The organism is Flavihumibacter sp. ZG627, assembly GCF_000814325.1.
GTDB lineage: Bacteria > Bacteroidota > Bacteroidia > Chitinophagales > Chitinophagaceae > Flavihumibacter.
Map to the genome: position 1 here is coordinate 114,978 of NZ_JPHF01000001.1, position 26,155 is coordinate 141,132.

At 42.4% G+C, this 26,155-nt stretch carries 26 protein-coding genes and 1 riboswitch; of the genes, 18 read left to right on the top strand and 8 right to left on the bottom strand.

Going from position 1 to position 26,155, the window contains the following annotated elements:
- The first annotated feature begins 18 nt into the window (after nt 1-18).
- A riboswitch (TPP riboswitch) is annotated at nt 19-107 on the top strand.
- A gap of 42 nt (nt 108-149) precedes the next feature.
- The 12 genes from thiS (at nt 150) to HY58_RS00510 (ending at nt 12,062) form a co-directional block, all read left to right on the top strand.
- Nucleotides 150-353 carry a sulfur carrier protein ThiS gene (thiS, locus tag HY58_RS00455; RefSeq protein WP_039126175.1) on the top strand — a complete coding sequence of 68 codons (204 nt, stop codon included), beginning with the start codon at nt 150-152 and terminating at the stop codon, nt 351-353.
- A 34-nt stretch (nt 354-387) separates the two neighbouring features.
- A complete protein-coding gene (thiC, locus tag HY58_RS00460; protein ID WP_039126178.1) occupies nt 388-2,160 on the top strand; it encodes a phosphomethylpyrimidine synthase ThiC in 1,773 nt (590 codons plus the stop codon).
- Entirely contained in the window at nt 2,161-2,754 is a 594-nt protein-coding gene (locus tag HY58_RS00465) for a thiamine phosphate synthase (protein ID WP_039126181.1), read from the top strand.
- Entirely contained in the window at nt 2,736-3,491 is a 756-nt protein-coding gene (locus HY58_RS00470) for a hydroxymethylpyrimidine/phosphomethylpyrimidine kinase (RefSeq protein ID WP_039126185.1), read from the top strand. Before HY58_RS00465 ends, HY58_RS00470 begins: the two co-directional genes overlap by 19 nt.
- A complete protein-coding gene (locus HY58_RS00475; RefSeq protein WP_039126188.1) occupies nt 3,481-4,134 on the top strand; it encodes a thiamine phosphate synthase in 654 nt (217 codons plus the stop codon). The genes HY58_RS00470 and HY58_RS00475 overlap by 11 nt, the downstream gene beginning before the upstream one ends.
- A complete protein-coding gene (locus HY58_RS00480) occupies nt 4,100-4,876 on the top strand; it encodes a thiazole synthase (RefSeq protein WP_039126190.1) in 777 nt (258 codons plus the stop codon). The genes HY58_RS00475 and HY58_RS00480 overlap by 35 nt, the downstream gene beginning before the upstream one ends.
- Nucleotides 4,866-5,978: a 2-iminoacetate synthase ThiH gene (thiH, locus tag HY58_RS00485; protein ID WP_039126193.1), complete on the top strand. Its 1,113-nt coding sequence runs from the start codon at nt 4,866-4,868 to the stop codon at nt 5,976-5,978. The genes HY58_RS00480 and thiH overlap by 11 nt, the downstream gene beginning before the upstream one ends.
- The gene (locus tag HY58_RS00490; RefSeq protein ID WP_039126201.1) at nt 5,975-6,688 is read left to right on the top strand and encodes a HesA/MoeB/ThiF family protein; all 714 of its coding nucleotides are present in this window, start codon (nt 5,975-5,977) and stop codon (nt 6,686-6,688) included. The genes thiH and HY58_RS00490 overlap by 4 nt, the downstream gene beginning before the upstream one ends.
- A gap of 197 nt (nt 6,689-6,885) precedes the next feature.
- Nucleotides 6,886-8,049 (top strand): DUF1624 domain-containing protein, encoded by a 1,164-nt coding sequence (locus HY58_RS00495; protein ID WP_039126204.1) that lies wholly within the window; start codon nt 6,886-6,888, stop codon nt 8,047-8,049.
- Between the two features lie 75 nt (nt 8,050-8,124).
- Nucleotides 8,125-8,481, top strand: a complete 357-nt coding sequence (locus HY58_RS00500) for a hypothetical protein (RefSeq protein WP_253271471.1) — start codon at nt 8,125-8,127, stop codon at nt 8,479-8,481.
- A 61-nt stretch (nt 8,482-8,542) separates the two neighbouring features.
- Entirely contained in the window at nt 8,543-9,367 is an 825-nt protein-coding gene (locus HY58_RS00505) for a glycoside hydrolase family 16 protein (RefSeq protein WP_039126207.1), read from the top strand.
- Nucleotides 9,368-9,836: 469 nt separating this feature from the next.
- A complete protein-coding gene (locus tag HY58_RS00510) occupies nt 9,837-12,062 on the top strand; it encodes a DNA cytosine methyltransferase (RefSeq protein ID WP_039126210.1) in 2,226 nt (741 codons plus the stop codon).
- Nucleotides 12,063-12,065: 3 nt separating this feature from the next.
- Here HY58_RS00510 and HY58_RS00515 read toward each other — a convergent pair whose 3' ends face one another.
- Genes HY58_RS00515 through HY58_RS00525 form a run of 3 tightly spaced genes read right to left on the bottom strand, consistent with a single transcriptional unit; the run spans nt 12,066 to nt 14,716 of the window.
- On the bottom strand, nt 12,066-13,229 hold the full coding sequence (locus HY58_RS00515; protein WP_172644575.1) for an MvaI/BcnI family restriction endonuclease: 1,164 nt from the start codon (nt 13,227-13,229) through the stop codon (nt 12,066-12,068).
- Nucleotides 13,207-13,914: a hypothetical protein gene (locus tag HY58_RS00520; RefSeq protein WP_052323710.1), complete on the bottom strand. Its 708-nt coding sequence runs from the start codon at nt 13,912-13,914 to the stop codon at nt 13,207-13,209. Before HY58_RS00520 ends, HY58_RS00515 begins: the two co-directional genes overlap by 23 nt.
- Nucleotides 13,915-13,957: 43 nt before the next feature.
- Nucleotides 13,958-14,716: a phospholipase D family protein gene (locus HY58_RS00525; protein ID WP_039126217.1), complete on the bottom strand. Its 759-nt coding sequence runs from the start codon at nt 14,714-14,716 to the stop codon at nt 13,958-13,960.
- A 261-nt stretch (nt 14,717-14,977) separates the two neighbouring features.
- Between HY58_RS00525 and HY58_RS00530 the strand changes: the two genes are divergently transcribed.
- Genes HY58_RS00530 through HY58_RS00540 form a run of 3 tightly spaced genes read left to right on the top strand, consistent with a single transcriptional unit; the run spans nt 14,978 to nt 18,339 of the window.
- A complete protein-coding gene (locus HY58_RS00530; RefSeq protein ID WP_172644576.1) occupies nt 14,978-16,747 on the top strand; it encodes a tetratricopeptide repeat protein in 1,770 nt (589 codons plus the stop codon).
- A 45-nt stretch (nt 16,748-16,792) separates the two neighbouring features.
- The gene (locus HY58_RS00535) at nt 16,793-17,245 is read left to right on the top strand and encodes a hypothetical protein (RefSeq protein ID WP_039126219.1); all 453 of its coding nucleotides are present in this window, start codon (nt 16,793-16,795) and stop codon (nt 17,243-17,245) included.
- A 23-nt stretch (nt 17,246-17,268) separates the two neighbouring features.
- On the top strand, nt 17,269-18,339 hold the full coding sequence (locus tag HY58_RS00540) for an FUSC family protein (protein WP_039126220.1): 1,071 nt from the start codon (nt 17,269-17,271) through the stop codon (nt 18,337-18,339).
- 204 nt (nt 18,340-18,543) lie between these two features.
- Here the strand turns inward: HY58_RS00540 and HY58_RS19375 are convergent, their stop codons facing one another.
- The 4 genes from HY58_RS19375 to HY58_RS00560 all read right to left on the bottom strand — a co-directional run bounded on the left by HY58_RS19375 (nt 18,544) and on the right by HY58_RS00560 (nt 22,265).
- Nucleotides 18,544-18,837, bottom strand: coding sequence for a hypothetical protein (locus HY58_RS19375; RefSeq protein WP_156123520.1), 294 nt, complete (start codon nt 18,835-18,837; stop codon nt 18,544-18,546).
- Nucleotides 18,815-21,157, bottom strand: coding sequence for a nitric-oxide reductase large subunit (locus HY58_RS00550; RefSeq protein WP_039126226.1), 2,343 nt, complete (start codon nt 21,155-21,157; stop codon nt 18,815-18,817). Before HY58_RS00550 ends, HY58_RS19375 begins: the two co-directional genes overlap by 23 nt.
- A gap of 70 nt (nt 21,158-21,227) precedes the next feature.
- Nucleotides 21,228-21,689 (bottom strand): RES family NAD+ phosphorylase, encoded by a 462-nt coding sequence (locus HY58_RS00555; RefSeq protein WP_039126232.1) that lies wholly within the window; start codon nt 21,687-21,689, stop codon nt 21,228-21,230.
- 9 nt (nt 21,690-21,698) lie between these two features.
- Complete coding sequence (locus HY58_RS00560) at nt 21,699-22,265, bottom strand: antitoxin Xre/MbcA/ParS toxin-binding domain-containing protein (RefSeq protein ID WP_039126235.1); 567 nt, start codon at nt 22,263-22,265, stop codon at nt 21,699-21,701.
- A gap of 100 nt (nt 22,266-22,365) precedes the next feature.
- Between HY58_RS00560 and bla the strand changes: the two genes are divergently transcribed.
- Both bla and HY58_RS00570 read left to right on the top strand, forming a co-directional pair.
- Entirely contained in the window at nt 22,366-23,127 is a 762-nt protein-coding gene (gene bla, locus HY58_RS00565) for a subclass B1 metallo-beta-lactamase (protein ID WP_039126238.1), read from the top strand.
- On the top strand, nt 23,124-23,324 hold the full coding sequence (locus HY58_RS00570; RefSeq protein ID WP_072037554.1) for a GDCCVxC domain-containing (seleno)protein: 201 nt from the start codon (nt 23,124-23,126) through the stop codon (nt 23,322-23,324). The genes bla and HY58_RS00570 overlap by 4 nt, the downstream gene beginning before the upstream one ends.
- Before the next feature lie 217 nt (nt 23,325-23,541).
- Here the strand turns inward: HY58_RS00570 and HY58_RS00575 are convergent, their stop codons facing one another.
- Nucleotides 23,542-25,332, bottom strand: coding sequence for a hypothetical protein (locus HY58_RS00575; RefSeq protein ID WP_039126242.1), 1,791 nt, complete (start codon nt 25,330-25,332; stop codon nt 23,542-23,544).
- A 185-nt stretch (nt 25,333-25,517) separates the two neighbouring features.
- Between HY58_RS00575 and HY58_RS00580 the strand changes: the two genes are divergently transcribed.
- Complete coding sequence (locus HY58_RS00580) at nt 25,518-26,120, top strand: hypothetical protein (RefSeq protein ID WP_052323711.1); 603 nt, start codon at nt 25,518-25,520, stop codon at nt 26,118-26,120.
- Nucleotides 26,121-26,155: the final 35 nt, after the last annotated feature.

A 26,155-nucleotide genomic window follows, 5' to 3' on the forward strand; every position in this document is an offset into this window, starting at 1 on the left:
CATAAGAACAGTATCTTTATAGCACTTTAGGGGTGCCGAAAGGCTGAGATAATACCCTCCAACCTGCTCTGGATAATGCCAGCGAAGGGAAAAGTATTCAATCTTTTCTTTTTTTCCATTCCTGAAGTTTAGAACAAAACAACATAAGAATGGAGATCCTTCTCAACAATCAATTACGGGTTATTAATGAACCATATACGCTTCAACAATTATTAAATGAAGTGGTTGGTCAAACTCAAACAGGTATAGCTGTTGCTGTCAATAATTCTGTAATTCCAAAAGCTGACTGGCCAGCGCATTTTATTGAACACCAAGACAATGTGCTGCTGATTAAAGCTACCCAGGGCGGCTGATTATTTTAAATCTGTTTACCTTAAAAAATTCTATATGAATAGCAATACGCTATCCCGGCAAAATATTATTACTACTGATCCATTTCCTGGTTCCAGAAAAGTTTATGTGCCGGGAGATCTGCACAATATCAGGGTAGCCATGCGCGAAATTTCGCTATCTCCATCAATACGCAGCAACGGAGAATCGGTAAATAATACATCGCTCACTGTGTATGATACAAGTGGACCTTTTACTGATCCTGCCATACCTATTGACATCAGAAAAGGTCTGCCTTTACTTCGGGAAAGCTGGATCAAAGACAGGCATGATGTAGAAGCATTACCAGCGTTCTCTTCTCATTATTGCACCCAAAGAAATAACGATACGGCACTTGATAGTCTTCGTTTTGAGCATATCAGAAAACCATTACGGGCAAAGAATGGTAAGACGGTAACACAGTTGCACTATGCGCGTAAGGGAATCATTACACCGGAGATGGAATATGTGGCCATACGAGAAAATCAACGCATGGAAGCTGGCGCAGCAAAGCTTATAACCCCTGATTTTGTACGGCAGGAAATTGCTTCTGGCCGCGCTATCCTCCCGGCTAATATAAATCATCCTGAAGCGGAACCAATGATCATAGGCAGAAATTTCCTTGTGAAGATCAATGCCAATATTGGGAACAGCGCGGTTAGTTCATCCATTGAAGAGGAAGTTGAAAAAGCAGTGTGGGCCTGCAGATGGGGTGCGGATACGATCATGGATTTGTCTACCGGAAAAAACATTCATGAAACAAGAGAATGGATAATCCGAAATGCGCCTGTACCCATTGGTACCGTTCCCATATACCAGGCCCTGGAGAAAGTTGGTGGCAAAGCTGAAGAGCTTAGCTGGGAAGTATTTCGTGATACCTTGATTGAACAGGCAGAACAGGGTGTTGATTATTTTACGATACACGCAGGTGTTTTGCTTCGTTACATCCCTTTAACAGCCAATCGTATTACGGGTATCGTTTCAAGAGGGGGCAGCATTATGGCAAAATGGTGTCTTGCTCATCACAAGGAAAATTTTCTTTTTACCCATTTCGAAGATATCTGTGATATTATGAGAGCCTATGACGTATCGTTTTCATTAGGAGATGGTCTTCGTCCGGGCTCAATTGCCGATGCCAATGATGCAGCACAATTTGCAGAACTGAAAACACAGGGTCAGCTGAATGAGATTGCCTGGAAACATGATGTGCAGGTGATGAATGAAGGTCCGGGTCATGTTCCGATGCACCTGATTAAGGAGAATATGGACAAGCAGTTAGCCTATTGTAAGGAAGCTCCCTTCTACACGCTCGGGCCACTAACAACAGATATTGCACCAGGGTACGATCATATTACGTCGGCCATTGGTGCTGCCATGATAGGATGGTATGGAACGGCTATGCTATGTTATGTTACTCCGAAAGAACATCTCGGCCTTCCTGATAAAAATGATGTTAAAGCAGGCGTGATCACCTATAAACTGGCAGCGCATGCCGCGGATCTGGCTAAAGGTCATCCTGGTGCGCAGCACAGAGACGACGCTCTTAGCAAAGCCCGTTTTGAATTCAGGTGGGATGATCAGTTTAATCTATCGCTCGACCCTGATACAGCAAGACAATATCATGATGAAACGCTGCCTGCTGAAGGGGCAAAACTTGCACATTTCTGTTCTATGTGCGGACCTAAATTCTGCTCCATGCAAATATCACAGGAAATTCGGGAGATGGCTGAAAAGGGAATGCATCAAAAGTCGGAAGAGTTTGTTCGAAACGGCAATCAACTGTATTCATAAATGCTGATTGTAATAGCAGATACTATAATCAGGAAGAATGAGGCTGATATTATCAATGCCCTCTTTGATGAAGGTATGCCTTTATTTCACCTGCGTAAACCCGCTGCATCTGCCAATCAGATCATGGGATTGTTAATAGACATAAAGCCACAATATATCAACCAGATCGCATTACATGCCCATCACCAGCTGGCCAGCTATTTTTGCCTGCATCGCCTTCACTACACGGAGGCAAAACGACATAGAACCTCCTGTGCTGAATGGCGGGCACTTGCTGAGTGCGGATATAGTTTATCTACTTCCCTTCATCAGCAAAATGATATCAACCTGTTGCCCGGAAGTTTTAAGTATGCTTTTTTCGGCCCTGTTTTTAACAGCATATCTAAACCGGGATATAACCCTCACCAAACCAGCAACGCTATTGCAGTAACCCATACAAAACTAATTGCCATTGGGGGCATAAATACCGGGAATATGCAGGATGCCATACAGATGGGTTTTGATGGTATTGCTGTATTGGGAGCGATCTGGAAATCAGGCGATCCTGTCTGCAACTTTAAACAAATTCAGAAAGTATGGAACCACCTCGCGTAATTGCCTTGTGCATATCTGGTATGGACCCTTCTGCCGGTGCGGGTATTCTTGCCGATATAAAGACCTTTGAACAGCATAAAGTATATGGTATAGGTATCACCACGGCACAAACGCTTCAAACGGAGAATGAGTTTGTTTCCATCCGGTGGGAGAAAGAATCAGACATCATAGATGCTGTTAATTACCTCATGAAACAATATAGAGTAGCTGCAGTTAAAATAGGAGTAGTTCAGCATATTCAAAGCCTCTGTAATATTGTTGCAGCTATCCGCGAAATAGACCCTGCAGTGCCAATTGTTGCAGATCCCGTGATTTCTTCTACATCAGCCTTTACATTCTGGGATGGCGCCATAGATGAATCTCTACTTATTAAGGTCCTTAAAATGCTTACAATCATAACACCCAATCTGCAGGAGGCTGAACGCCTGTCTCCTGGTTCTGATGCCCCTGCTGCTGCCAGAATATTATCGCAGTATTGTCCCGTTTTACTGAAAGGCGGGCATAACGTTGAATATCCGGGATATGATTTTTTATACATGCCTGCAGGAATAGAACTCTTAGTACCAGAAACTGAAAAAGTATTTCCAAAGCATGGTTCGGGATGCGTGTTATCGTCTTCCATTACGGCCAACCTGGCAGTTGGAAATCCTCTGTTGAAAGCCTGTGTGAATGCAAAATCTTTTACTGAACATTTTTTGAATAGCAATACCTCTTTATTGGGATACTATGTTAGATAAAATACAATATATTTCGCAGGGCGCTACAGCAACACAACAACTGTATAATATCACAGAAGCTTTGACAGCCGGATGCAAATGGATTCAGCTTCGGTTCAAACAAGCTGCTGATGATGAACTTTATACCCTTGCCGGTAAAGCGAAAGCACTCTGCCATTCCTATGGTGCCAGTTTCATTATAAACGATCACCCACATATTGCCATAGCAGTTGATGCCGATGGAGTTCACCTTGGTTTAGACGACATGCCTGTTGAAGAAGCAAGGCGGCTGATAGGTGCAAATAAGATCATCGGAGGCACCGCTAATACTTTTGATAATATTCTGCGTCGTTTTGAGGAAGGATGTAATTATATAGGGGTTGGACCATTTCGGTTTACCAGCACCAAAGAAAAGCTAAGCCCAATACTGGGCCTCTCCGGCTATGCATCACTGTTAACACAAATGAAGCAGCATAATATTACACTGCCGGTTTATGCAATAGGGGGTATTATGGCCGGCGATTTACCCGCCCTAATTAAAACAGGGATTTATGGTATAGCTGTTTCCGGTTGCATAACCAATAGCGGGAACAGGAAAGAATTGATCAAACAATTTAAAGCATCATTATATGCAGAAACTAACCATTGCTCACCGGCAATTTGAATCACGCCTTTTTTTAGGAACGGGAAAGTTTGGCTCACCTGAAATTATGGAACAGGCTATACTTGCCTCTTCTACTGAAATGGTTACAGTAGCTATGAAGCGGGTTGATACTGCTACAATAGAAGATCAACTCTTAAGCCATCTGCAATTACCACATCTTAATCTTCTTCCCAATACATCGGGTGTTCGTACGGCAAAAGAGGCTGTATTTGCTGCAAAGCTTGCGCGCGAGGCCATGGAAACAAACTGGCTAAAACTGGAGATACATCCAGATCCGCGATACTTAATGCCCGACCCCATAGAAACATTAAAAGCAACAGAAGAGCTGGTTAAACTTGGGTTTATTGTATTGCCATATATTCATGCTGATCCGGTTTTATGCAAACGCCTGGAAGATGTTGGTACGGCAGCAGTTATGCCACTTGCAGCGCCCATTGGCTCCAATAAAGGATTAAAAACGCTCGACTTTTTAGAGATTATAATTGAGCAATCCAAAGTGCCGGTAATTGTAGATGCGGGTATTGGTTCGCCATCCGATGCTGCCAAAGCTATGGAGTTGGGAGCCGACGCAGTACTTGTTAATACAGCTATTGCTGTTGCAGGTAATCCTGTGGAAATGGCATTGGCTTTCAGGTTAGCCGTAGAGGCTGGCAGAAAAGCATTTGAATCACAACTGGCAGCAATAAGCGATCAGGCTTTGTCTTCGAGCCCCTTCACTCAATTTTTGAATTATGAGCTTTAATGAAATTTTTGATCAGTATGATTGGGAGGAGGCAAAAGCTTCTATCATTGCAAAAACACCCCGCGATGTGGAGAATGCATTGCTGGCTGAAAAAAGAACTCCGGAACATTTTAAGGCATTGATATCGCCGGCCGCACAGTCTTATCTCGAATATATGGCCAGGCTAAGCCATTCCCTCACCAGGAAACGTTTTGGAAATACCATCCAGCTATTTGCTCCCCTCTATCTCAGCAATGAATGTAACAATATCTGCACCTATTGCGGTTTCAGCTTTGATAATAAGATAAAAAGAAAAACACTTTCAGCTTCCGAAATATTACTTGAAATCAATGAGCTCAAAAACCATGGCTTCCAGCACATTTTACTGGTTACCGGAGAAGCCGGTCATACAGTAAACATTGACTATTTCCTAAAGGCGGTGGAATTAATCAGACCACATTTCGCTAATATTTCTCTTGAAGTGCAACCCCTCGAACATGATGAATACCACCTGCTTCACCAGTGTGGCATCCATTCGGTTCTGGTATACCAGGAAACTTACAATAAGCAACAATACAATACCTGGCATACCAAAGGTAAAAAGGCCAATTTCAATTATCGTCTTCAAACGCCCGATCGCATCGGTAAAGCTGGTATGCATAAGATCGGGCTGGGGGTATTATTGGGACTTGATGACTGGCGCACCGATAGTTTTTTTTGTGCATTGCACCTTCATTACCTCCAAAAAACATATTGGCAAACAAGGTATTCTGTTTCACTGCCCCGGATTCGTCCCGCAGAAGGTTTGGTGCAAACTGGTAACAGTATAACAGATGCAGAGCTGGTGCAACTCATCTGCGCGTACCGATTGTTTAAAGAAGACCTGGATATTTCCATGTCAACCCGTGAAACGGAAACATTCCGGAATAATATTATCAAACTTGGCACCACCACCATTAGTGCCGGTTCTAAAACCAATCCGGGTGGCTATATTGTTGACCCCCAAAGCCTCGAACAGTTCGAGATCAGTGATGAAAGGTCGCCTGAACAAATGGCCGCTTTAATTAGCTCACTTGGATATACGCCTGTTTGGAAAGACTGGGATAAACATTTGCAATCATGAAGTTTAGTTTCGATGAAATCAGCCGTTACAGTCGCCAGTTAATACAAGATGATGTGGGTGTTGACGGACAATACCGTCTTAAAGCCGCAAGGGTATTGGTGATTGGTGCAGGGGGCCTCGGATCACCTTCCTTATTGTATTTAGCAGGAGCCGGTGTTGGAACAATAGGTATTGTGGATTTCGATGAGGTAGAGATTCATAACCTTCACCGGCAGGTTTTGTTCAATACCTCAGATATTGGCAAGAAAAAAGCAATAATTGCTGCAGAAAAGTTGAGCGCCCTGAATCCTAATATTAAGTGTTTAGTTTTTGATGAGCAGCTAAACGAAATCAATGCAGCGTTAATCATTTCTCAATTTGATCTTGTTTTGGACGGTTCTGATAATTTTCATACACGTTATATCGTGAACGATACATGTGTTCTTCACTCAGTACCGCTTGTATATGGTAGCATACTCAATTTTCAAGGTCAGATGGCACTGTTTAATTATAATGGCGGTAAGAATTTGCGTCATCTCTATCCTGAAGCACCCGATGCAAAAGATGTTCCGGCTTGTGGTGAAAACGGTGTGTTGGGAATTGTTCCCGGCATGCTGGGAACCATGATGTGCCATCTGGCATTGAAGGTAATTTTGAAACATGAAGTAGAAATGAATAGCCTGCTATTAGCTGATTTTAAGAAGTGTAGTTTTCAAAGAATTTCCTTCTAAGGTTTTTTAATTATTGCGACAAGTCAATACCGCCTATCGGAGAAAATGTTGGGAACGATATTGTCCATACAAATTGCAGCACGGGGAAACAGATACGGCACCATGGAATGAAGCCCGGAAAAAATAGTTTTCAGCTTTTGGCGGGAATTTATTTTCTTTTGTAGTGACCTTTTTACCTAACCCCTAAGCTTTTATATATGGCAGTTGTATCCAAAGCCAGGATCGAATCGCTTGACCTCCTTAAAGGAGTCGTGATGGTATTAATGGCACTTGACCATACCCGTGATTTTTTTTATAAATCACCTGGATTACTTGATGTTACTGACCCTGCCAATACAACGGTACCTTTATTCATCACCCGCTGGATCACCCATTTTTGTGCGCCCGCTTTTTTCTTCCTTGCGGGGTTGTCGGCTTATTTGATCGGACAACGAAAAAGTGGGGAGGAACTGGCAACCTTTCTGGTGAAACGAGGTATCTGGCTGGTGCTGGTAGAATTTGTTATCATGTCATTTGGCTGGCGATTTGATATTTATTATCATAATTTTGATTTTGCTGTTATCTGGGCACTTGGCATCAGTATGATAACACTGGCAGCAGTGATCTACCTGCCACGCACCATGATCCTGTTATTCTCCCTGGTACTGATCGTTTTCCATAATTTACTGGATAGCATACAATTTCCGGGTAGTATTTTGTGGAGCATCCTGCACCAATTCAATTCCTTCCCGATCTCCGGAAACCGAAACATAAATATTCTCTATCCTCTTATTCCATGGATCGGGGTGATGTCACTTGGGTATTATTTTGGAAGCTTTTACAACAGTTCGGTTGCATCGGAGCGGCGCAGAAAATTATTCAATACCATTGCTATTATATCCCTGCTTGTTTTTGTGGTATTAAGATTTACGAACAGTTATGGTGATCCCCATCCCTGGAAGTCCTTAGAAAGCCCCAGGTCAACCATCCTATCCTTCTTTCATTTAAATAAATACCCACCCTCGCTTTTGTTTTTATTGGTCACCTTATCGGGGGCAATGCTATTTCTTGCCAATACAGAATCTGTCAGAGGCCGGGTGGTGAAGTTTTTCAGTGTTTTTGGCAGGGTCCCTTTTTTTTATTATATCATTCACTTGTATTTTATCCATCTATTGGCAGCTATCCTCGCAGAAATAGAAGGGTATGGCTGGCGTATCATGATTCAGGATGAGATAGGCCCCGATTTAAAAGGGTTTGGATATAGCCTGCCCATTGTTTACCTGATCTGGATAGGAGTTATCATTGTACTGTACCCTGTTTGCAAAATATTTGATAACTACAAACAGCGAAATAAAGAGAAGGGGTGGCTAAGCTATTTATAGTGTAACAAATTGAATGGTTTTTTTGCATACCCCCGAACGATTCTAATGATATTTATAAAATTAAAAAGCTTAATCATGGCAACGACCAACACCTACCTGAATTTCAACGGCAATTGTGAAGAAGCGTTCAATTTCTACAAAAGCGTATTTGGCGGCGAGTTCAACTACCTGGGCCGCTTTGGCGATATGCCTCCCAGTGAGGACTATAAAGTTCCCGAGGCCGACAAGAACAAAGTGATGCATGTATCGCTGCCCATCGGCAGTTCCATCCTGATGGGAAGTGATACCGGCGGCGAGTGGGCGCCGGGTTTTGTAAAGAAGAAGCCGATACGCTCTTCAACGGACTATCCGACGGTGCAAAGATCACCATGCCCATGGCCAGCACTTTCTGGGGCGATTATTTCGGGATGCTCACCGATAAGTTCGGTGTGAACTGGATGATGAGTTTTAATGAGCAGGCACACAATTAGTAAGGAGAAATTAATCAAAAAGAATGCGATATCTAAGTTTAGTCTTATTTAGCCTTGTAGTATCAGCCTGTTCAAGGCTGCCTTACAGGATTGACAGCGGCCATCATTATATTCAGAAAGAAGGGAGGGAATCAAGGCCATGGAAACTGGTATGGTCAGATGAGTTTGAGGGCAGTGAGCTGGATACCAGTAAGTGGAGCAGAACGCCAGAGGGAAGTTCTGACTGGAACCGGCACATGTCGGCGGTTGAGCCAGCCTGTTATAACCTGCACGATGGAAAGCTGGAACTGATAGGCATTCGCAATAACGATACAATAAAAGATCCCCGTCCATTCCTTACCGGTGGAATATATACGAAAGATAAATTCGCCTGGCAGTATGGGCGTGTAGAGATCCGCGTAAGGCTTGAATCATCGCAGGGAGCCTGGCCTGCTTTGTGGATGTTACCTCAAACCAGGAAATATGGCAATTACCCCCGTGGCGGAGAAATCGATATCATGGAGCATCTTAATTATGAGGACAGTATTTACCAGACAGTACATTCCTATTATACGCTGGAGTTGAAAGAGAAAAAGAATCCACCGCATTACGGGATGGCGAGGATCGACCGCAATGCCTATAATGTGTATGGGTTGGAATGGTATCCCGATAAATTGGTGTTCCAGGTAAACGGCGTTACTACCTTCACTTACCCGCGACTGCCAGCAGTGGATCCAAGCCAGTGGCCCTTTGATCAGCCCTTTTACCTGATAGTAGACCAGCAGCTCGGGGGAGCCTGGGTAGGTAAGGTTGATCTGCAACAGTTACCGGTAAAGATGTATGTGGATTGGGTGAGGGTGTATCAATAGAAAAAAATTATACATGACGTTACTGATACGAGCAGTTATGCATCGGAACAAGTTTATCCGGATGCGGGAAAGGGTTTTTGTTATAAGATTATGGGATAGAGTGATGTCAGATCACGATTCATTTCATCCCCTGTGCAGGCCCGACTCGCCACCGCCAGAACCAACTGATAAGACGGTGAGTTGGGGACCGATTAGGCGGGGTGGGAGGAAATTTGAGAACTGCGGCTAATACTTTCGAAGAGAGTCTTCTTATGATCTGGCTACCATTATGAGAGGAAAAGTAATTTCAACTCATTTTTTATTATTAACTGAGCGGGAGGAATTAATTGCCATTCATTTGAGAGGATTGAATAAGCATTCTCCCTTGAATTATTAAATACTCATTGTCTTAGACGTCTGGTTTGCTAAAAAATTTGGTAGATTCAGGTTTGTCCGTAAATTTGTCCGTGTCCGCAAAAATGTCCGTTATATGATAAATGTTAAATTTTATTTGGATAAAGCTGATAAAAACAAACTTTATCCAATACATCTAGTGCTACGTCAAAAAGATGTACAAATTAAAGTTGCTACCGGCGAAAAAATAAAGAAGAAAGATTGGGACAATGCTTCTCAGTCTGTAAAAGACAGTTGCTATAACCATAGAGAAATAAATAAGTTCTTGTTATTCTTAAAGAATGAAGTTGAGAAACATTTGGAGACTGCTCCCCTTTCTGAGCTGAGTGATAAGAAGATAAAAGAGAGAATACTAGCCTTTGTAAATAGTAGAAGAAGTAATACTGATGTAAAAATTGTTTGTGAGGATCAAGAATATTATCAAGGCAAACAAAAAATTACATTTTTAGATTTGTTTGCTGGGGCTGGTGGGTTTAGTGAAGGATTTTTACAAGCCGAGCACAGAAATATGGTTTATGATTTCTTATTAGGTAGTGATATAAATGAAAATTGCGAGTTAACACACCTCGCTAGATACAATTACCAATTAGGGCTTGATGCCGAATTTTTGCTTCAAGATATAAGTGAACCAGACTTCCTCGATAACTTAATTAATAAATTAAAAGGCAGACAAGTTGATGTTATTTGTGGTGGCCCACCTTGCCAAAGTTTTAGCCTTGCAGGGAAACGAAAGAAATTTGACAAGAAGGATGATCTGTTTGCGCACTATTTAAAAGTTATAAGGCAGTTGAGGCCGAAGTATTTTGTAATGGAAAATGTAAAAGGCATCCTTACAAAGGAAGGCGGAAGGATTCGTGAAATGATATTACAGGAAATACGGTCTATTATTGATTTAAAAGAGTTTCATCAATTGATTCATTTTGTTGGTCAAATAAGAAAGCATAAAAAGGAACAAGCTTTTATTCTTGATTGCTACAATTTAAGATTACAATTCGAGAACAGTAACGAAAGGGAAATTGAAGATCTCAAAGAAAGATATATTCAGAATGTTGAGAATAAGTTTAGACTACTTACTCCCAAAATTGTTAATTACAAAACCAGTAAAACAGATTCTAGCATAAGTACAATTCGTCACGGCTTTAATTTATTAAAAAGAGAACACGAGCTTCTTTTTATAAAGAAGAAGGTTATAAATGAAAAGGCATTTTGTGATTTGGATAATGATTTTTTTTATGAGGATTTTAATAATTTTTTGAGTGCAATAGAGCCCGAGTCAATTATAAGTAAAATTACTGCTGCATTTAATAATTTGAAGCCAGAGAAAAAGTTTATAAGTGATGTCAATGAAATAGTTAAAGCCTTAGAAATTTATGCTTTCTCATTTGATGAGTGTATTGATGGTCTTTCTGAGTTTGTGAAAGATGCTAATAAAGAGAGCGAGTTTAATGATATTTTATCACAAATTAGGCTGTATAATATTAATGAACCATTCGTCGCATTAGCTTCAAATTATGGTGTACCACAAAATCGCGAAAGAGTATTATTTATTGGTTGCCGAAAAGATCAACATTTGATTCAGCAAATACCGCCAACAGTTTCAAGCAAAGAAAAAGTAACAATTTTTGAGGCACTATATGATTTGGACTTTATTGGCAATGACGATGAAAAATTCTATTACGAAACAATTGATGTAAAGTCAAAGTATAACGGAAAAGCAGAGAAATTGTTATCTCTTGTGCGAAAAAGAAGTGTTGATGGTAAGATAGATTTGAAAACGGGTATGACATATGCGGAATGGTCAAAGAAAGGGCGTCTTAATGGTCGGTTCAACAATGCAAAAAAACCTTTTTATGTGAGGAATATTGAAGAACTAAAAAGTCATTTATCCCATATTGTTGCCCCATTACATAACCATAAAACTAGCAAACAGAATAACGATGTAATTAAAAGATTAAATGTAATATTAAATGAAGGTGATTATGACCAAGCGAAGGAAAAATTAAAACTAATTGGACTTGAATCCGAAAAGCGCAATTATAATGTCTTAAAGCCAGATTCTCAGAGCCCTACAGTTATGACACTTCCCGACGATTACATCCATTATTCTACTCCAAGAGCCTTAACTGTGCGTGAAATGGCTAGGTTGCAATCTTTTGATGATTCATTTGTTTTTCAAGGGAAACGTTCAACTGGCGGTAGTAAAAGAAAAAGTGAAGTGCCTCAATTTACTTTAGTTGGCAATGCTGTACCACCTTTAATGGCAAGAGCTGTTGCTTTAGAAATATTAAAATTCATAAAGTAAAAACTAATTAATATTGATGAGAGTTTTGAATAAATATTTTCTATTTGCTTTGTCAATCCTAAATCCAGGGCCATGATCTCTTTTTTTCCCGTTTGTGATATGACCTTTCCAGTCAAAGTTTATTAAGTCTCTTTCAATCAACGATATAAACTCGGAAAACAATGGTTTGGTTGTTAATTCAAAATTTATAAATGTAAAGGTAATGTTACCCTCTTTATTAACTTCTTCTATAGCATCAACCCATAATGTTGTTGGGTGCTTTATTTCTAATGAATTTCTAAGCGTTTTATAATGCCATGCACATACGTCGTCATGGAAGGAATTATTTAGATACATTTGATTTAGTATCATCTTCTCATTATCAGGAACAAGATATAAACCGTGCGAATTAGGCTTTGTAATTATATTGTTATAAAGCGCCTTTCTATTTTGGCTATCAATCATTCCAAATTTATCAATAATAGAACGAACAGTTTTATACTTACTAATGTCTTTATCTGGAACTTTTGAAAATAAAGAATCTTTAGTTCTGCCTTGACGCTTAGATTTTAATTCAATTTTACCTAAATAATCTGGTGTTTTTAAACTATTAACTTTGACACCGAGAAAACTTTCAAGAGTTAGCCCTACATCCTTTGGGGCTCGTTTATTAGGAACTATACTTTCAATAGCCCCACTTTGTTTGAGAAGGCTTAGGTCTTTTTTTAACTGGACAATAACTTTTTGATTTTCTGGATCTTCAAATACATCATTGATTGTTCTACTGATTTGTTCTATTGTCTTAATAGGAATTGCAATTAATGTGTTATTTGAAATCGTCATGTAAACTAAATCACCCTCTTCTACAAATCTTTTCAAGTTATAAGGCCAAAATCTTGGATCTCCCTGTTTAGTTTTAGGTCGATAAAAACTAACTTTTGTTTCAACTATTGTGTCCGTTATGATAATTGCATCTTTATATTCTTTAGCCCCTCCAGGGATTAAATCTTTAAAACTAACTAGCTTTTTATCAAATAGTATTTTACGCAACGATTCTGAAGCATCTATAATAGCTTTATCGATCATTGTTTGAGTCATCCTAATTAATGCAAATTCATTTAAATTGTAATTATTTATAAACTCAATTACTATACTTTCTTCATCATTAGGTTTGAATAAGGGATTCATAAAATCTACATTCATTGTTTAATGGACAAAATACACATAAAGGGGTTGGCTTACAAATTTTTGCCGCAAAGTCTAATACAGCCCAATTTATTTCTTTACTTTTTTTATGATTAACTACTTTAAATGAAAGTTCTTGAAGGTATGGGTCGTAACGTATATCTGCCATTTTTCTTTCACCAAAATATCTCTCAAGAACTCTTGCCATATTGACATCGATTAGTGGCAAGGGTTTTTTGTGAATTAATAGTTCAACTGCATTGGCAAGGTACTGACCCATGAATGGGATACTTTCCAAATCTGACCTGTTATTAGGTAATTTCCCTTTACGTTTTATCATTTCTTGAGCCAGACATTTTAGCCGTTTCGCTCTTTGTCGATAAAGCCCAATAGGTTTTAAGTGCATTTCAATAATACTTGTATCTGCATTTGCGAGGCTATGCCAATTAGGGAACTTCTTTAGAAACTGAAAATAAAAATTTGAAACTGTTTGTGCTTTTGTCCTCTGTAGTAAGGTCTCTGCAATAATAATTTGGTAATGCGTCAATCGCTTATTCCTCCAAGGAAAGTCTCTGCCTTCAGTCTTGTACCATTTGAGAAGTGTATTCTGGAATTGGACAATACTTTTTGCGGTAACCGATGTCATACCCAAAATTAAGAAGTGATTTTGGGGATAAATAGAAGTCATCTAGAAAATATCTATAATTTGACATAAATATAATTTTATGGGATTACTTTAGTTCTTTTATCACGAGTTCTGGCCATGCAATGTATTCTCCATATTGCCCTTTTCTAATTTGGCCTCCTTTGTTCTTTCCTAAATTTGTCAACGCCCATTCATCATTTTTCCTTTCGATCCATTTTAGATTTTCAAATTTCGAAATAAGGTCTTTGCTGACTATTCCAAGCTCTTTCGAAAGGGCAGTAGCAGAAAGGTATTTGCCATCATATGACTTGGTACTTTGTACAGACTCTGTCTTGAATTCTTCTTTTTTAATAAAAGGTTTAATTGTTTCTTTTTTCAATTCCGCTATATCTTTCGGCGCTTCTACATATGAAAAATCTGTCGCATTGTTCATAATGGATTCAATGTCTTTCCATGCATCTTCATATACTTGTTTATCTGCTTCATTATCTCTTTCAATTAAGATTCCCATCTCTCTATTATTCTGTTGACTAAACTCATATAAATTCATAGATGAGATGATCATCTTTTTTTCATTTAGATAACATTTGGCATGAAGATTTTTGGAAAAGTAAAGTCTAACATATTTTAAATTTTGCAAATAACTCATTTCTGTGGGGTTCAATTCTTGCTTCCCAAAGATTATTCTTACTTCTGCTTTTTCTCGTTCCTTATCATTAAGAAGCTCCCTGATATTATCTGAAAGTTTTAGATATGGACTAATGATATACAGTCGTTCACGGGCTTCACGAATCAATTCTTCAACACCTGCAGTAATACCTGATGTTCTTAAGTATTTGGGCATTTTTATAATATTTTGTTCGCTAAAGATATATGTAATTTTGAATTATCATCTATTCATGCCTGTTAGTTTTGGTTTCCATATTATCAGAATAATTAAGTAGACTTTTTGATTGTATATTATTTTCTTCTGGATTCACTTGAATAATTTTTATATTGATTAAGTGAATATTTAAGATGAAATCTTTATCAAGTTTATTTGAGATATGGGTTTCTGAATATGTCCCCCCAACTTTCCCTGATTATTCCTAATTTACCAGGGCGAATGAACCCTAAACCCCCGTCCATCCTTAAGCGCCTCACCGGCACGCTGCTAATCGTATTGCTGTGCGCTACCGCCGCGGCGGAACCTTTCCCCGTGCGGAAATGGGTCGACCGGCTTTCAAAGGGATCGGGAACGGATCATGTTGCCGTTAGGGAACTGGTGCATAGCTTCAATAGCATGGATAGCGCTGAAGTGGAGAAAACGCTCGATATCCTCGAAGAAGAGGGCAGCACGGCTGGTCCCGCTTTCCAGCTTCGTATCCTGCACGCCCGGATCTGGTTCCTGCAGGATTATAACCAGCCCTACGGCATGGAAAAACTGCTACCCCTGCTTGAAGAAATGATGCAGAAAGCTGAAGCCACCGGCAAAAAAGAACTTATCGCCTACGCCAGCTGGATCTATGGCAGCATGATGTACTCCTACAACGAAATGGAACCCGCTGTCACCTATTCCCTCAAAGCGGTGGAGCTATACGAAACAATGCCGGTATTCGATTCCCTTCATTTTTATTATTCCTACTTCGGGGAAATGCTTTTTCACACCAATGAATACACGAAATCGATCCACTATACCCAAAAAGCGATCGCACTCAATACTGATACCGCCCGCTCTAACAGGGTGCTCAAAACGAAATACCTGAATACCCTCGGCCAATGTTACCTGCAACTCGGTCAGCCCGATTCTGCCTTCTTCTTCTACCAGGAATCAAGCCGTCTGGCAAACGCTGTTGGCCACACCATCTGGAAAGGCATCAATGCCAGCGACTTCGGCTACTGGTATTTTGTGCGCAAACAATATTCCCCGGCAACTGCCCATCTGCGCTATGCCTATGAAACCTGTAAAGAGCAGGAGAAAGGCATCGCCGCTTATTCGCTTCTGTGGCTGGCGCGGATCAATATTATGCAGGGCAAAACAGACAGCGCCTCCCTCTTCCTGGATACGGCATTACAGTTGCTCGATTCCTACGGAAAGTTCAATCCCCTCCAGGTTGCTGTCAAACGCCGGGAGGTCTATTCCGCAAAGGCCGAACTATACAGGGTGCTGAAGCAGCCCGACAGTCTGAGCTTTTACCAGCAACGTTATCAATCCCTTCGTGATTCGCTGGAACGCGTGGCCATCCTCAGCAGCAGTAAAGTTGCCTTGTTGAGAATCGAGAATGAAAAGAACCAATATTTGCTGCGCGCCACTAAAGAAGAAAAAAGAAGAGAGGCGCAGAAGCGGAATTCCATCATCATCGGTATTAGTCTGCTGGCCATCATCATCATCCTGGTTCTGGCTCGCCAGAAGGCAGGACTGAAACACCAGCAGGAGATGGCCCGCCTTGAAAAGAGTAAGCTGCACGCGGAAGTGATGGCCTCCCGGGAAAAACTGGATCTGTTCACGCAAACCTTAGTGGAGAAATCATCGCTGCTGGAACAACTGCAGGAGGAGGTAAGGGAAAAGAAACTGACATCCTCACAGCAGGATCTGCTGTTGGAGCTGAGCAATCTCACCATCCTTACCGAAGACGATTGGAACCGGTTCCGCAATATGTTTGAAAAAGTGTATCCTGGCTTTTTCATGAAGCTGAAAAATAATAGTCCCGATATAACAGTTGCTGAACAGCGAATGGCGGCCCTCACGCGACTTTCACTCAGCACAAAACAGATGGCTGCCATGCTGGGTATTTCTGTTGATGCCGTTCATAAGACCCGGCAGCGATTGCGTAACAGGTTGCACATAGATTCCGATGTTAACCTGGAGGAGTATATACAAGCAGTTTCCTCCTGATGCAACGCTTCCATATAACTGACTTGTCAAGTAGAAAAAGTCAGTATGCCAAAGTTCCCATATATCCTGATCGCGATATTTTTTACTATTGCAGCGGGCGCCTGCTCAAAGGACGATGATAATAATGATGCTCCCTTTGTTTATTATGAAGTGGGCTTTGATACGGATAACGCCAACTGGCGTGATACAGCTATTATTGTGCGCACCAATAAAGCCGCCATGATTCAGAAGGCCGATGCGCAATTGGCGCTTCCCGTTGCTGAAAGACAAATCGTGTTGGGAGAACTGAGATCTGGAAGTGGCGGCTATAATAAAAATGCTTCCCATGAATTCAAATGGCATTTTGATGAGAACACCTGGGAGCTGGTTGATATGACTGTTGAGATCTATGACGGCAAACCTTTCACCGATGTTGATAGTGATACTGCTTACTGGCTGGGAACGGTGAAGCGTTTTGGGGCCTGGAGTTCTTATATCAGGAAGCGAATTCCCAGATAGTTGGATAGTTTTACCTTCGCCGGGTGCCATCACCCAGCTTAAAACCCGTTATTAAGTCACTGTTCGAAATCCGGCAGACGGAAAGGCTTTGGCATATACCACTGCTGGCATCGCTGGCGGCTGGCATTCCGCTGGTGGTGGGACTCTTTTTCAACCGCATGAATGACGGCATACTCGCCAGCACCGCCGGCCTCGTGATTCTTTACCTGCCTTCCACTGATCTCGCCAACCGTATGATCACCATGCTGGCCTGCTCTTTTGGGTTGATGGTGTCTTTTACCGTGGGTATTGTTTTTAGCTTTCATCCCATTTTGTCGGCAGTAGTGTTGGGGGTGCTGGTTTTCGCCGTTCAGTGGGTCTCCAATTTTTTCCGGCTTAAACCGCCGGGCAGCTTCTTTTTCCTGATGATCGCTTCTATCGCCAGCACCATGCCTTTCAACCTGCATGCTATCCCAACCAAAGTAGGCATCGTGGGACTAGGAACCATGCTTGCCTGTCTGCTGGCTTTTGTTTACAGCCTCTATATCACCCGGCACTATTCCCCCCAATCAATCTCTGAGCCTGTAAAAAGGAGCAGATTCGATAATGCTTTCCAGTCGGCCATAACGGGCATCTTCATGGGAAGCTCTTTGCTGGTGGCCCACCTGCTCAAACTGCAGAACCCTTACTGGGTTCCCATTTCCTGCCTTGCTGTGATGCAGGGCATCAGCCTGGAACATATCTGGTCGAGAAGCCTGCAAAGGATACTCGGCACTTTTGTGGGACTAGCTCTAACATGGGTACTCCTGCGCCAGCATCCCTCGGCGCTGGCTATCTGCATCAGTATTTTTATTCTTCAGTTCATCATCGAAATGCTGATTGTCCGCAACTATGGATTGGCCGTTATATTTATTACACCCCTTACACTTTTTCTGGCAGAAGCAGGCAGCGCCATAAATTCCGATCCTAATGTGCTCATCCCGGCACGTTTCCTGGATATCACGATAGGTAGTATTATCGGCGCACTTGCGGGATGGTTTATCCACCATGAACAATTGCGCAACAAAGCAGAGAAGGGTTATAGAAAAACAAGGGTCGCTATTTTCAGGAGGTAGGCTTGTATTTAAAGAATCATCAAACGTTTTTGCCGATCCTCAATAATCGCTGCATACATTTTTTAGCTCTCAAATGCGCAGTATAATTTCCTTATACGTTTTTTATCGATAATTAATGCAATAGGGTCAGTTGCTGTGCGCAGTATACTTCGCAATGCGATTTATAAGTATACCTGGCCATGGGATGGATGATGGTAGTGTTATTCATAGGAACTTTATATAGCTTCTCCTTCGCTTATGTTGTACAGCATCATAATTGGACCAGATGCTTTGCACCACCTCAGCTATCTTCACCAGCTTATCCGGCATGGTTTCCGGTACCCTGATTTTGTATTCCACCCATTCCGTATCTTTTCTGTAGCCTGCATTTTCTATGAAAGTGGGGTAGTAGGGATAACTATAGATGGTGGCAAAGAATCTTGGTTCACAAAATTCAAGGGCCGGATTCTTTTCTTTGTTGAATGCCTGTAATCGCTTAATAGCTGGTAGCCACAGCAATCTTTTTCTCCGCCTGGTTTACTTTGGTTTCCGGCATCTTCTTTTTCAATCCACCCGCACTGCTCACGATGAACCAGATCAATGGTACAACACCTCCCAGCGTGAATAAGGAGCCTCCAATAATGCGAAGCCAGGTGAGGGTTTGAAAGCCAGTACTATCAATAAATGCATGACTGCGCGCAAACCAAAGTCCGTTTTCAGTTACTGTGTTGAACTGCCAGATGCCGGCAGGAAACAGGTCAAGAAAAACCATCAGTAATAAACCGATATTGATGCTCCAGAATGCTCTGGTAATGAGTCGCGGTTTCCACCGTTCTGCTTTGAATAATAGCTGGCAGCAAAACAGGATAGCAGCCAGGGCCAGATTACCATATACTCCCATCAGGGCCGCATGTCCATGATTCACGGTAAGGTAGGTTCCATGCTCATAATAATTGGCGATGGGCAGATTGATGATGAATCCTAAAACACCGGCTCCAAAGAAATTCCAGAAGTTAACAGCTACTAAAAAAAGGAAGACCTCTGAAAATCCAAAGCGCTTACTCATCTCTCCATTGTGGCCATTTCCATTTTCCAGGATCCTGGGTAGTTTGCTGAAGCGCCATGCTTCCAGGGTGAGCAATACCAGTGGTATTACCTGAAGGGTAGAGAATACAGCACCCAATGCCATGGTTCCAACCGGCTTGGCATTCCAGTAGAAATTATGCGAGATGCCCAGCAAGCCACTACCCAGAAATAAGAGCGTGGCTAAATAGATAACGCGGATAACTGCCTGCCTGCTCACGAGGCCCATCACCACCATAAAGTAACCGATCAATACTGTTGTGAATACTTCAAAGAAGGCTTCGGCCCACATATGCACTACCATCCATCGCCAGAAATCTGCTATGACGAAATTGGTTTTTGGCGTTGCTATAAAGCCTGAGATCAGTAAGAATATTATACTGAATGTTGCATACACCAACCAGTTGGGCAATGCCCATGGCTGCCTTGCTTTCATTACGGGTTTAATGCCCCGGTATAAGGTGATCGCCCAGATGATAAAAACAACGCCCAGCATCACCTGCCACAATTTTCCCAGCTCAACATATTCCCATCCCTGGTTTCCCAGCCAATACCAATTCTTGCCGATCAGTCCTTTTGGTCCGAGGAATATTCCGGCAAATGATCCGCCTACCAGTATTACCGTGATCCAGAAAATAGTATTGATCAGTTTCACCTGCCGTGTTGGCTGTGCAGGCGATACCAGCGACATCATAAAAAAGGAGGCGCCGATCCAGCAGGCAGAGATCCATAACAATGATAATTGTATATGCCAGCTTCTTGTAACGGTAATGGGTAAGGCCTCAGAAATATTGAATCCAAAAAAGTTTACAAAGCCCACGAAATCGTGCACGGTTAGTATGCCTGCCAATACCTGCACGCCAAAAAGCAGGATGGCAACATAAAAGAATTTATAGGTCGACCGCTGAACAGCATCGGGTTGAAAGTTCTGGATCTGTCCTTTGGTCATAAAGGCCTGCGCCTTATTGGTGTAGGCACTGTCATCGAGGCGCTCCAGTTTGCCATGATAATACAATACAATGCCCAAGCCGAATATCAATCCGAGTGAACCGATTATACTCCAGAGAATGGTAGCTGATGTGGGTGTATTTCCCGCCTCAGGGTCAAAGGGCCAGTTATGTGTATAACTGTATTTTTCCCCGGGTCTTTCTACTCCGCATACCCAGGCACCCCAGAAGAAAAAGGAGGTCAGTGATCTTATCTCACCTGCATCGGTGATATAACCAGCAGGCTTAAACGATCCTGCTGAAGCCGCATCGGTAAATATCCCTTTATAGTATTTTACCAGTTCTGTTGCAGCATATACCTGTGCATCTGTTAGCACTACCTGGTTGGTATTTTCTGTGTAGCTGTTGTTTTTTATTTCTGCTTTTACCAGTTCAGCAACACCCTTTTTTTGCAGGTCGGCAGTGGGATCGTTTTTTATTTTCGATTGGTGAAAGGTGTTCATATACACTGTCAACTGGTGCAAGGCCTCTGCTGTATAATCAGGACCGCGGTTTGCACCATCGCCAAACATGCTGCCATAATTCATCAGGGCATATTTCTGGAATATTGCCTGTCCATCCAATACATCTTCCTTACTGAAAACAGTCTCGTTCTTTGAGGAAACATAGGTGGGAATTGGCGGCGCTTCCGTATAGGTATGCACGCCTATCATCAGTACACCGGCTGCACTAACAACAAAAATTACCAGCAGGGGCAACCACCAGTTCTTTGGATTGAGCAGGTAGCTGACAAAATTATATTTCGCCATAAAGCAGTAGTTTATGGGTAAATATAATAAAAGAGGATAATAATGTCTTTTATTATTTTTTCTTTGGTTATTACTTCATCAGCCGATCATCTACCTCAAGCGCTTCCACCTTCACTACTTTAACATGCTTATGAAAATCAGGGTAATGGGGATTGAGTATATAATTGTATTCGGCCGGCATCACGGCCGAGCGGCATTTTATTCCAAGGAATTTATTCTCCCTGAAAATCTGATCCCCCTTTTCCTTCAGGATCATGTTTTCCGGGATTCTCCAATTCTTCGGCAGTTCATCATCTTTGATCTCCAGCATCTTCGCCTTCTCATCGATCTCTACAGTAATAATGAACATTCGTGGAGGCAATTCCGTCAGGTCGGTATGCACCAGTATTTCAAGTAATGCAAGGGAGGGGTTTTCACTGGTATATAAAGCATAGGTGCCTTCATTATTCCAGCGGCCTCCTGAGAGAAATGCACCCATGCCGGAAAGATCCGTTGTTCTCGTTTTTAACTTTACGATCCTGTAAACAAGCATATAGAGCGCTTAGGTGTAAATGCCTTCTTCTATCCGGTTCAGCACACGGTTCACCATTTTGATACCAGTGGGCGTACTCAGCAGCTCAATGGGTTTTTTCCCATTCATTGACCTGTTCTCTTTTTGCAGCCAGCGGTTCAGTTTGTCGGCCTCCTCAAATACCGACAATCCATTGGCGATGGTATTGGCGATTTCAATGGATAGGGAAGAAACCAGGCTGTCGAGTATATCAGTGTTTTGTTTGCGGCCCAATGTTTTATAGGAAACATTCAGCAGGATGGCAATATCCTTCATCGGGATATCCATAATATCGGCGAGGTTGATCAGGCTCTGTTTGGTAATGCCTTTATCACTTGCGGTCAGGAAATCAAAATCCGACACAGGTTGTTTTGGCATAAAGTTTTTTCCTCCCAATATCACCCAGGTGAGGAGGTTGGCGGAAGCGCCTTTTTTGATATGCTTCTTTACCAGTGCGGATAGGTCTTCGGTTTCCCTGGCTGGGACTGTTGTAGATTTTGGTGCAGCTACACTCTTTGGAGGGGCTGCACTTTTTGAAGGGGCCGGGGTCTTTGCCATGTGGACATTTTACCTAAATTTAAGGGAAATATGTCCATTAAGGAAATGAATCACCCCCACTAAAACATGCTTGCTATATTTGGGTAAATAAACCTGCCTTATGAAGATATCCCGACTTAAATTTTTCAGCATCGCTGTACTGCTTTTCCTGTTTATCACTGTAGTACACGAAGATGCTTTTTCTTTGCCGCAAGCCGATGATACTATTTATAGATCTGAGACCCTTATCCTCACCCGGATTTCTCCAAACGTATATGTGCACACCACCTTCCTGAACACAGAAACCTGGGGGAAAGTGCCCTGCAACGGGATGATCGTTACCGGGGGAAGAGAGGCGGTAGTTTTTGACACCCCTGCTGATGATTCAAGTTCTGCAGAGCTGATCGGTTTCATCAATAACAAAATGAACCTCGGCATCAAGGCGGTTGTTCCCACCCATTTTCATAATGATTGTGTGGGTGGATTGAAGGAGTTTCATAAAAACAAGATCCCTTCCCTCGCTAGCAACAGAACAATAGCCCTGGCCAGGGCAAAGGATTTCAACCTCCCCCAAAAGGGTTTTCAGGATTCGTTGACGCTAAAGGTGGGAAAGAGGAAAGTGCTGGTGCGCTTTTTTGGAGAAGGGCATACTGTCGATAATGTGGTAGCTTATGTTCCTGGTGATGAAGTTCTTTTTGGCGGCTGCCTGCTGAAGAGCCTGGGCGCAGGAAAGGGAAACCTCGAAGATGCCAACGAGGGACAGTGGTCAGAAACTGTGACTAAATTAAAAACAGCCTTCCCCGGGGTGAAAGCCGTGATCCCGGGTCATGGTTCACCTGGTGACGGGGCCTTGCTTGATTTTACAATAAACTTATTTAAATGATTCAATACCAATCGGTGATAACCTGCCCCTTCTGCGGTTTCAGCAAAGAAGAAACCATGCCGGATAATGCCTGCCGGGTATTCTACCAGTGCACCCATTGCAAGGGGATCATCAAACCCAAAGAAGGCGATTGCTGCGTATTTTGTAGTTATGGCAGCGTGCCTTGTCCACCGATTCAAAAGGATGGCACCTGCTGAGGGTACTATAAAAAAGGGGCCGCCTGTGAACAGGCAGCCCGGTTATTGACGATTCGAACTTTTTGATTCAGGGTTTATGGTTGTTTGTTGCTGATGGTAAAATAACCCTGTTGGCTTTGTATTGCAAGCAAACTGGTGGGACAATTGCCGGACAAGGTACTGGACAATTTCCTGACATGATTACTAAGGCATTATAAATCAATATTATATCAGAAATCTAGGAGAGCCTTTTCAGATAATCGCCGAGGTTAACATCGGCCGGTTGCTGCAGTCTCTGACGGAGCCGCTGCCTGTTTTTGTGAACACTATCCACTGATATTCCCAGAATTGCTGCCATTTGCCTGCTGGTAAGTTTAAGATGGATAAGTGCTGCCATCCTTTGTTCGGCCACAGAAATATCTTCTGCCTTTTCTTTCAGGTTAGTGAAAAAGCTGGGATTCATTTTATCGAAGAGCCGCTTGAAACGAAGCCAGTCTTCCTCCGTTAAAATGGTCTGGCTGGTGAGTTGTTCCAGCATTTTTTCCTGTTCCTGGAGCTGCTGATTTTCCTTCAGCTTCTTCTCAACCTGTTCCAGCAGGCTGGTCTTTTCCACCAGGTTGCGGGTAAACTGGTCGAGTTGCTGTCTGGCAGTAATAGCTTCCATTTCGAGGGCTTCTTTTTGTGCGGCCGCCAGTTGCTGCTGGTAACGGGCCAGCTTTTTCTCGCGGTCGAGTAAGATCACCAGCGTTATCAATAGCAGGCTGATACCCACCACCATCCAGTTTCTTTTCTGTTCTGTGGCGCGTTTATTTATCATCAGGGTTTGAACGGCATAATGGTTCTGCTCGCTGGCAATCCTCAGTTTAGCGATCTTATTTCCACTCAAAACTGCAACCCGTTCCAGCGAATCGTGAAGCCGGGTGTATTGCTTCAGGTAGTGGAATACACTATCGCTCTGGTTCCTCGCCTGGTGGTACTCTGCCCAGGTAAAATAGGCATCCTGCAAATAGTTCTTTTCCTGAAGCAATCTCTTTGGCCATAAACTATTTAAGAGTATGATCGATTGTTCAAGATAGTAGTCAGCACTATCCAATTGCTTTTCCTTCAGGTGAATGCGCGCCAGCCATACTGCTGCTCTGCCGGCAATTGTATTCTCCTGGTTTATGGTCTGTGAAAAAGAGAAATGAAGTTCCTTCTTTGCCTCCTGTAGCCTTCCCCGGTCAAAATTTAGCTGGCCAATGAAACAATAATTGATCGCAACCCAGATGGGGTGCACCTTTTCACTGAATTTGCTCAGCGATTGCTGGTAATAATACATAGCCGAATCGGGTATGCCCAACTGGTAATAGGCCTGCCCGATGGTATTAAGGCATTTTCCCTTTAGGAATATATTCACTTTATCCTCTTCCGGCATATTGGGAATGCCCTTTAAAGAATACTCAATGCATTTGCGGTAATCACGTGTATGATAAAGAATCTCACCATATATAATACTATTATAATGGAGGCTGCCATATTTGTTGGGCAGCTCATAGCTTTCTACAGCCTGTGAAGCATATGCATATGCATATTCAAGATCCTGGCTGGTATACATCATGCTTCCATAGATCCATTGGGCCGAATGCAGGAGGGCGGGATCATTTTCGAGATAGGCCTCTTCCATCATTTTATCGAGCCATAGTCTTATTTTATCTGCTTCCCGAACCTCGCTGCGATGCATGATAATAAAAGCCTGGAGTGCGGCCAGTTGGGCATTATAACGATGTGAATCTTTTGCTCCCCGCTGCCTCAGTTCCTTGATTACATTATTAGTTATAAGGCTGTCGGTCCAGAGAAGTTTTTTTGCGATCTCTACCAGTGTGGTGTAAACATCCTCTGATTTATTCAGTTCCAGTTGTTTCACCCAGCCGTCGATGGGATAATCGGAAATAGTTGGCGCTGGCTTGCCCTGCGAGAAAGTGCTCAGGTGCACTATCAGGCAGAGGGTAATCAGGGTTGATGACAGCCAGGGGGTTTTCAACGGTCTCATCTATGCGAAAAGTATAATATTTTCTCCAGATCCTGAAGTTCTGTTGAGCCATACTCTTTTCCGGCCCCTCCGCCATTAATAAAGCCATCCCCACCGCTTACGCAAACAAACCCCGCCGATTACACAATGGCGGTGACACTTTTCTCAAATCATACTATTTTACCCGACCACAAACCTTAATAATTATGAAACAGCACTTTAATTTTTTCTGTCTGCCCCTGCTGGTCAAGCGGCTGCCATTGATACTGGCCTTTGCCAGCTTTATGATCCTGTTCTCCGCCTGCCAGAAAACAGGTGGCACAATTGAAGAAGATCAAACAACTTTTTCTGTGAACTCAGGTAATGTATCGGGTAACGATGTTCAGAATGAATATACCGGCCTCGATAAAAAAACTGTCTGGGAGCTGCAGCAGGCCCGCGCCGCCAGTTCCAAATACCGCAATATCAAGAACGCCATGAATGATGGCTATATTGATATAAATGTGGTTCTTCCCAATATGGGCTACCATTACCTGAATCCCGGATTACTCGATAATACTTTCGATCCCACCAAACCTGAGATTCTTGTTTATAACAAACGCGCTGATGGTTCCATGGAACTGGTAGCGGTTGAATATGCAGTGCCCATCCCGCTAAGCCCTGAACTAGCTCCTGCCGGCTTCTCCGGATCTGCTGATGTGTGGACAAGAAATACCGCCTTCGATCTGTGGCTGCTACACGCCTGGGTATGGCATTTTAATCCCGCCGGCGTTTTCACCCCGATGAATATGAATGTGGTGGTTAATTAGCTTGGGAGGTTAGGTGTCTGACAGATGTTAAGAGG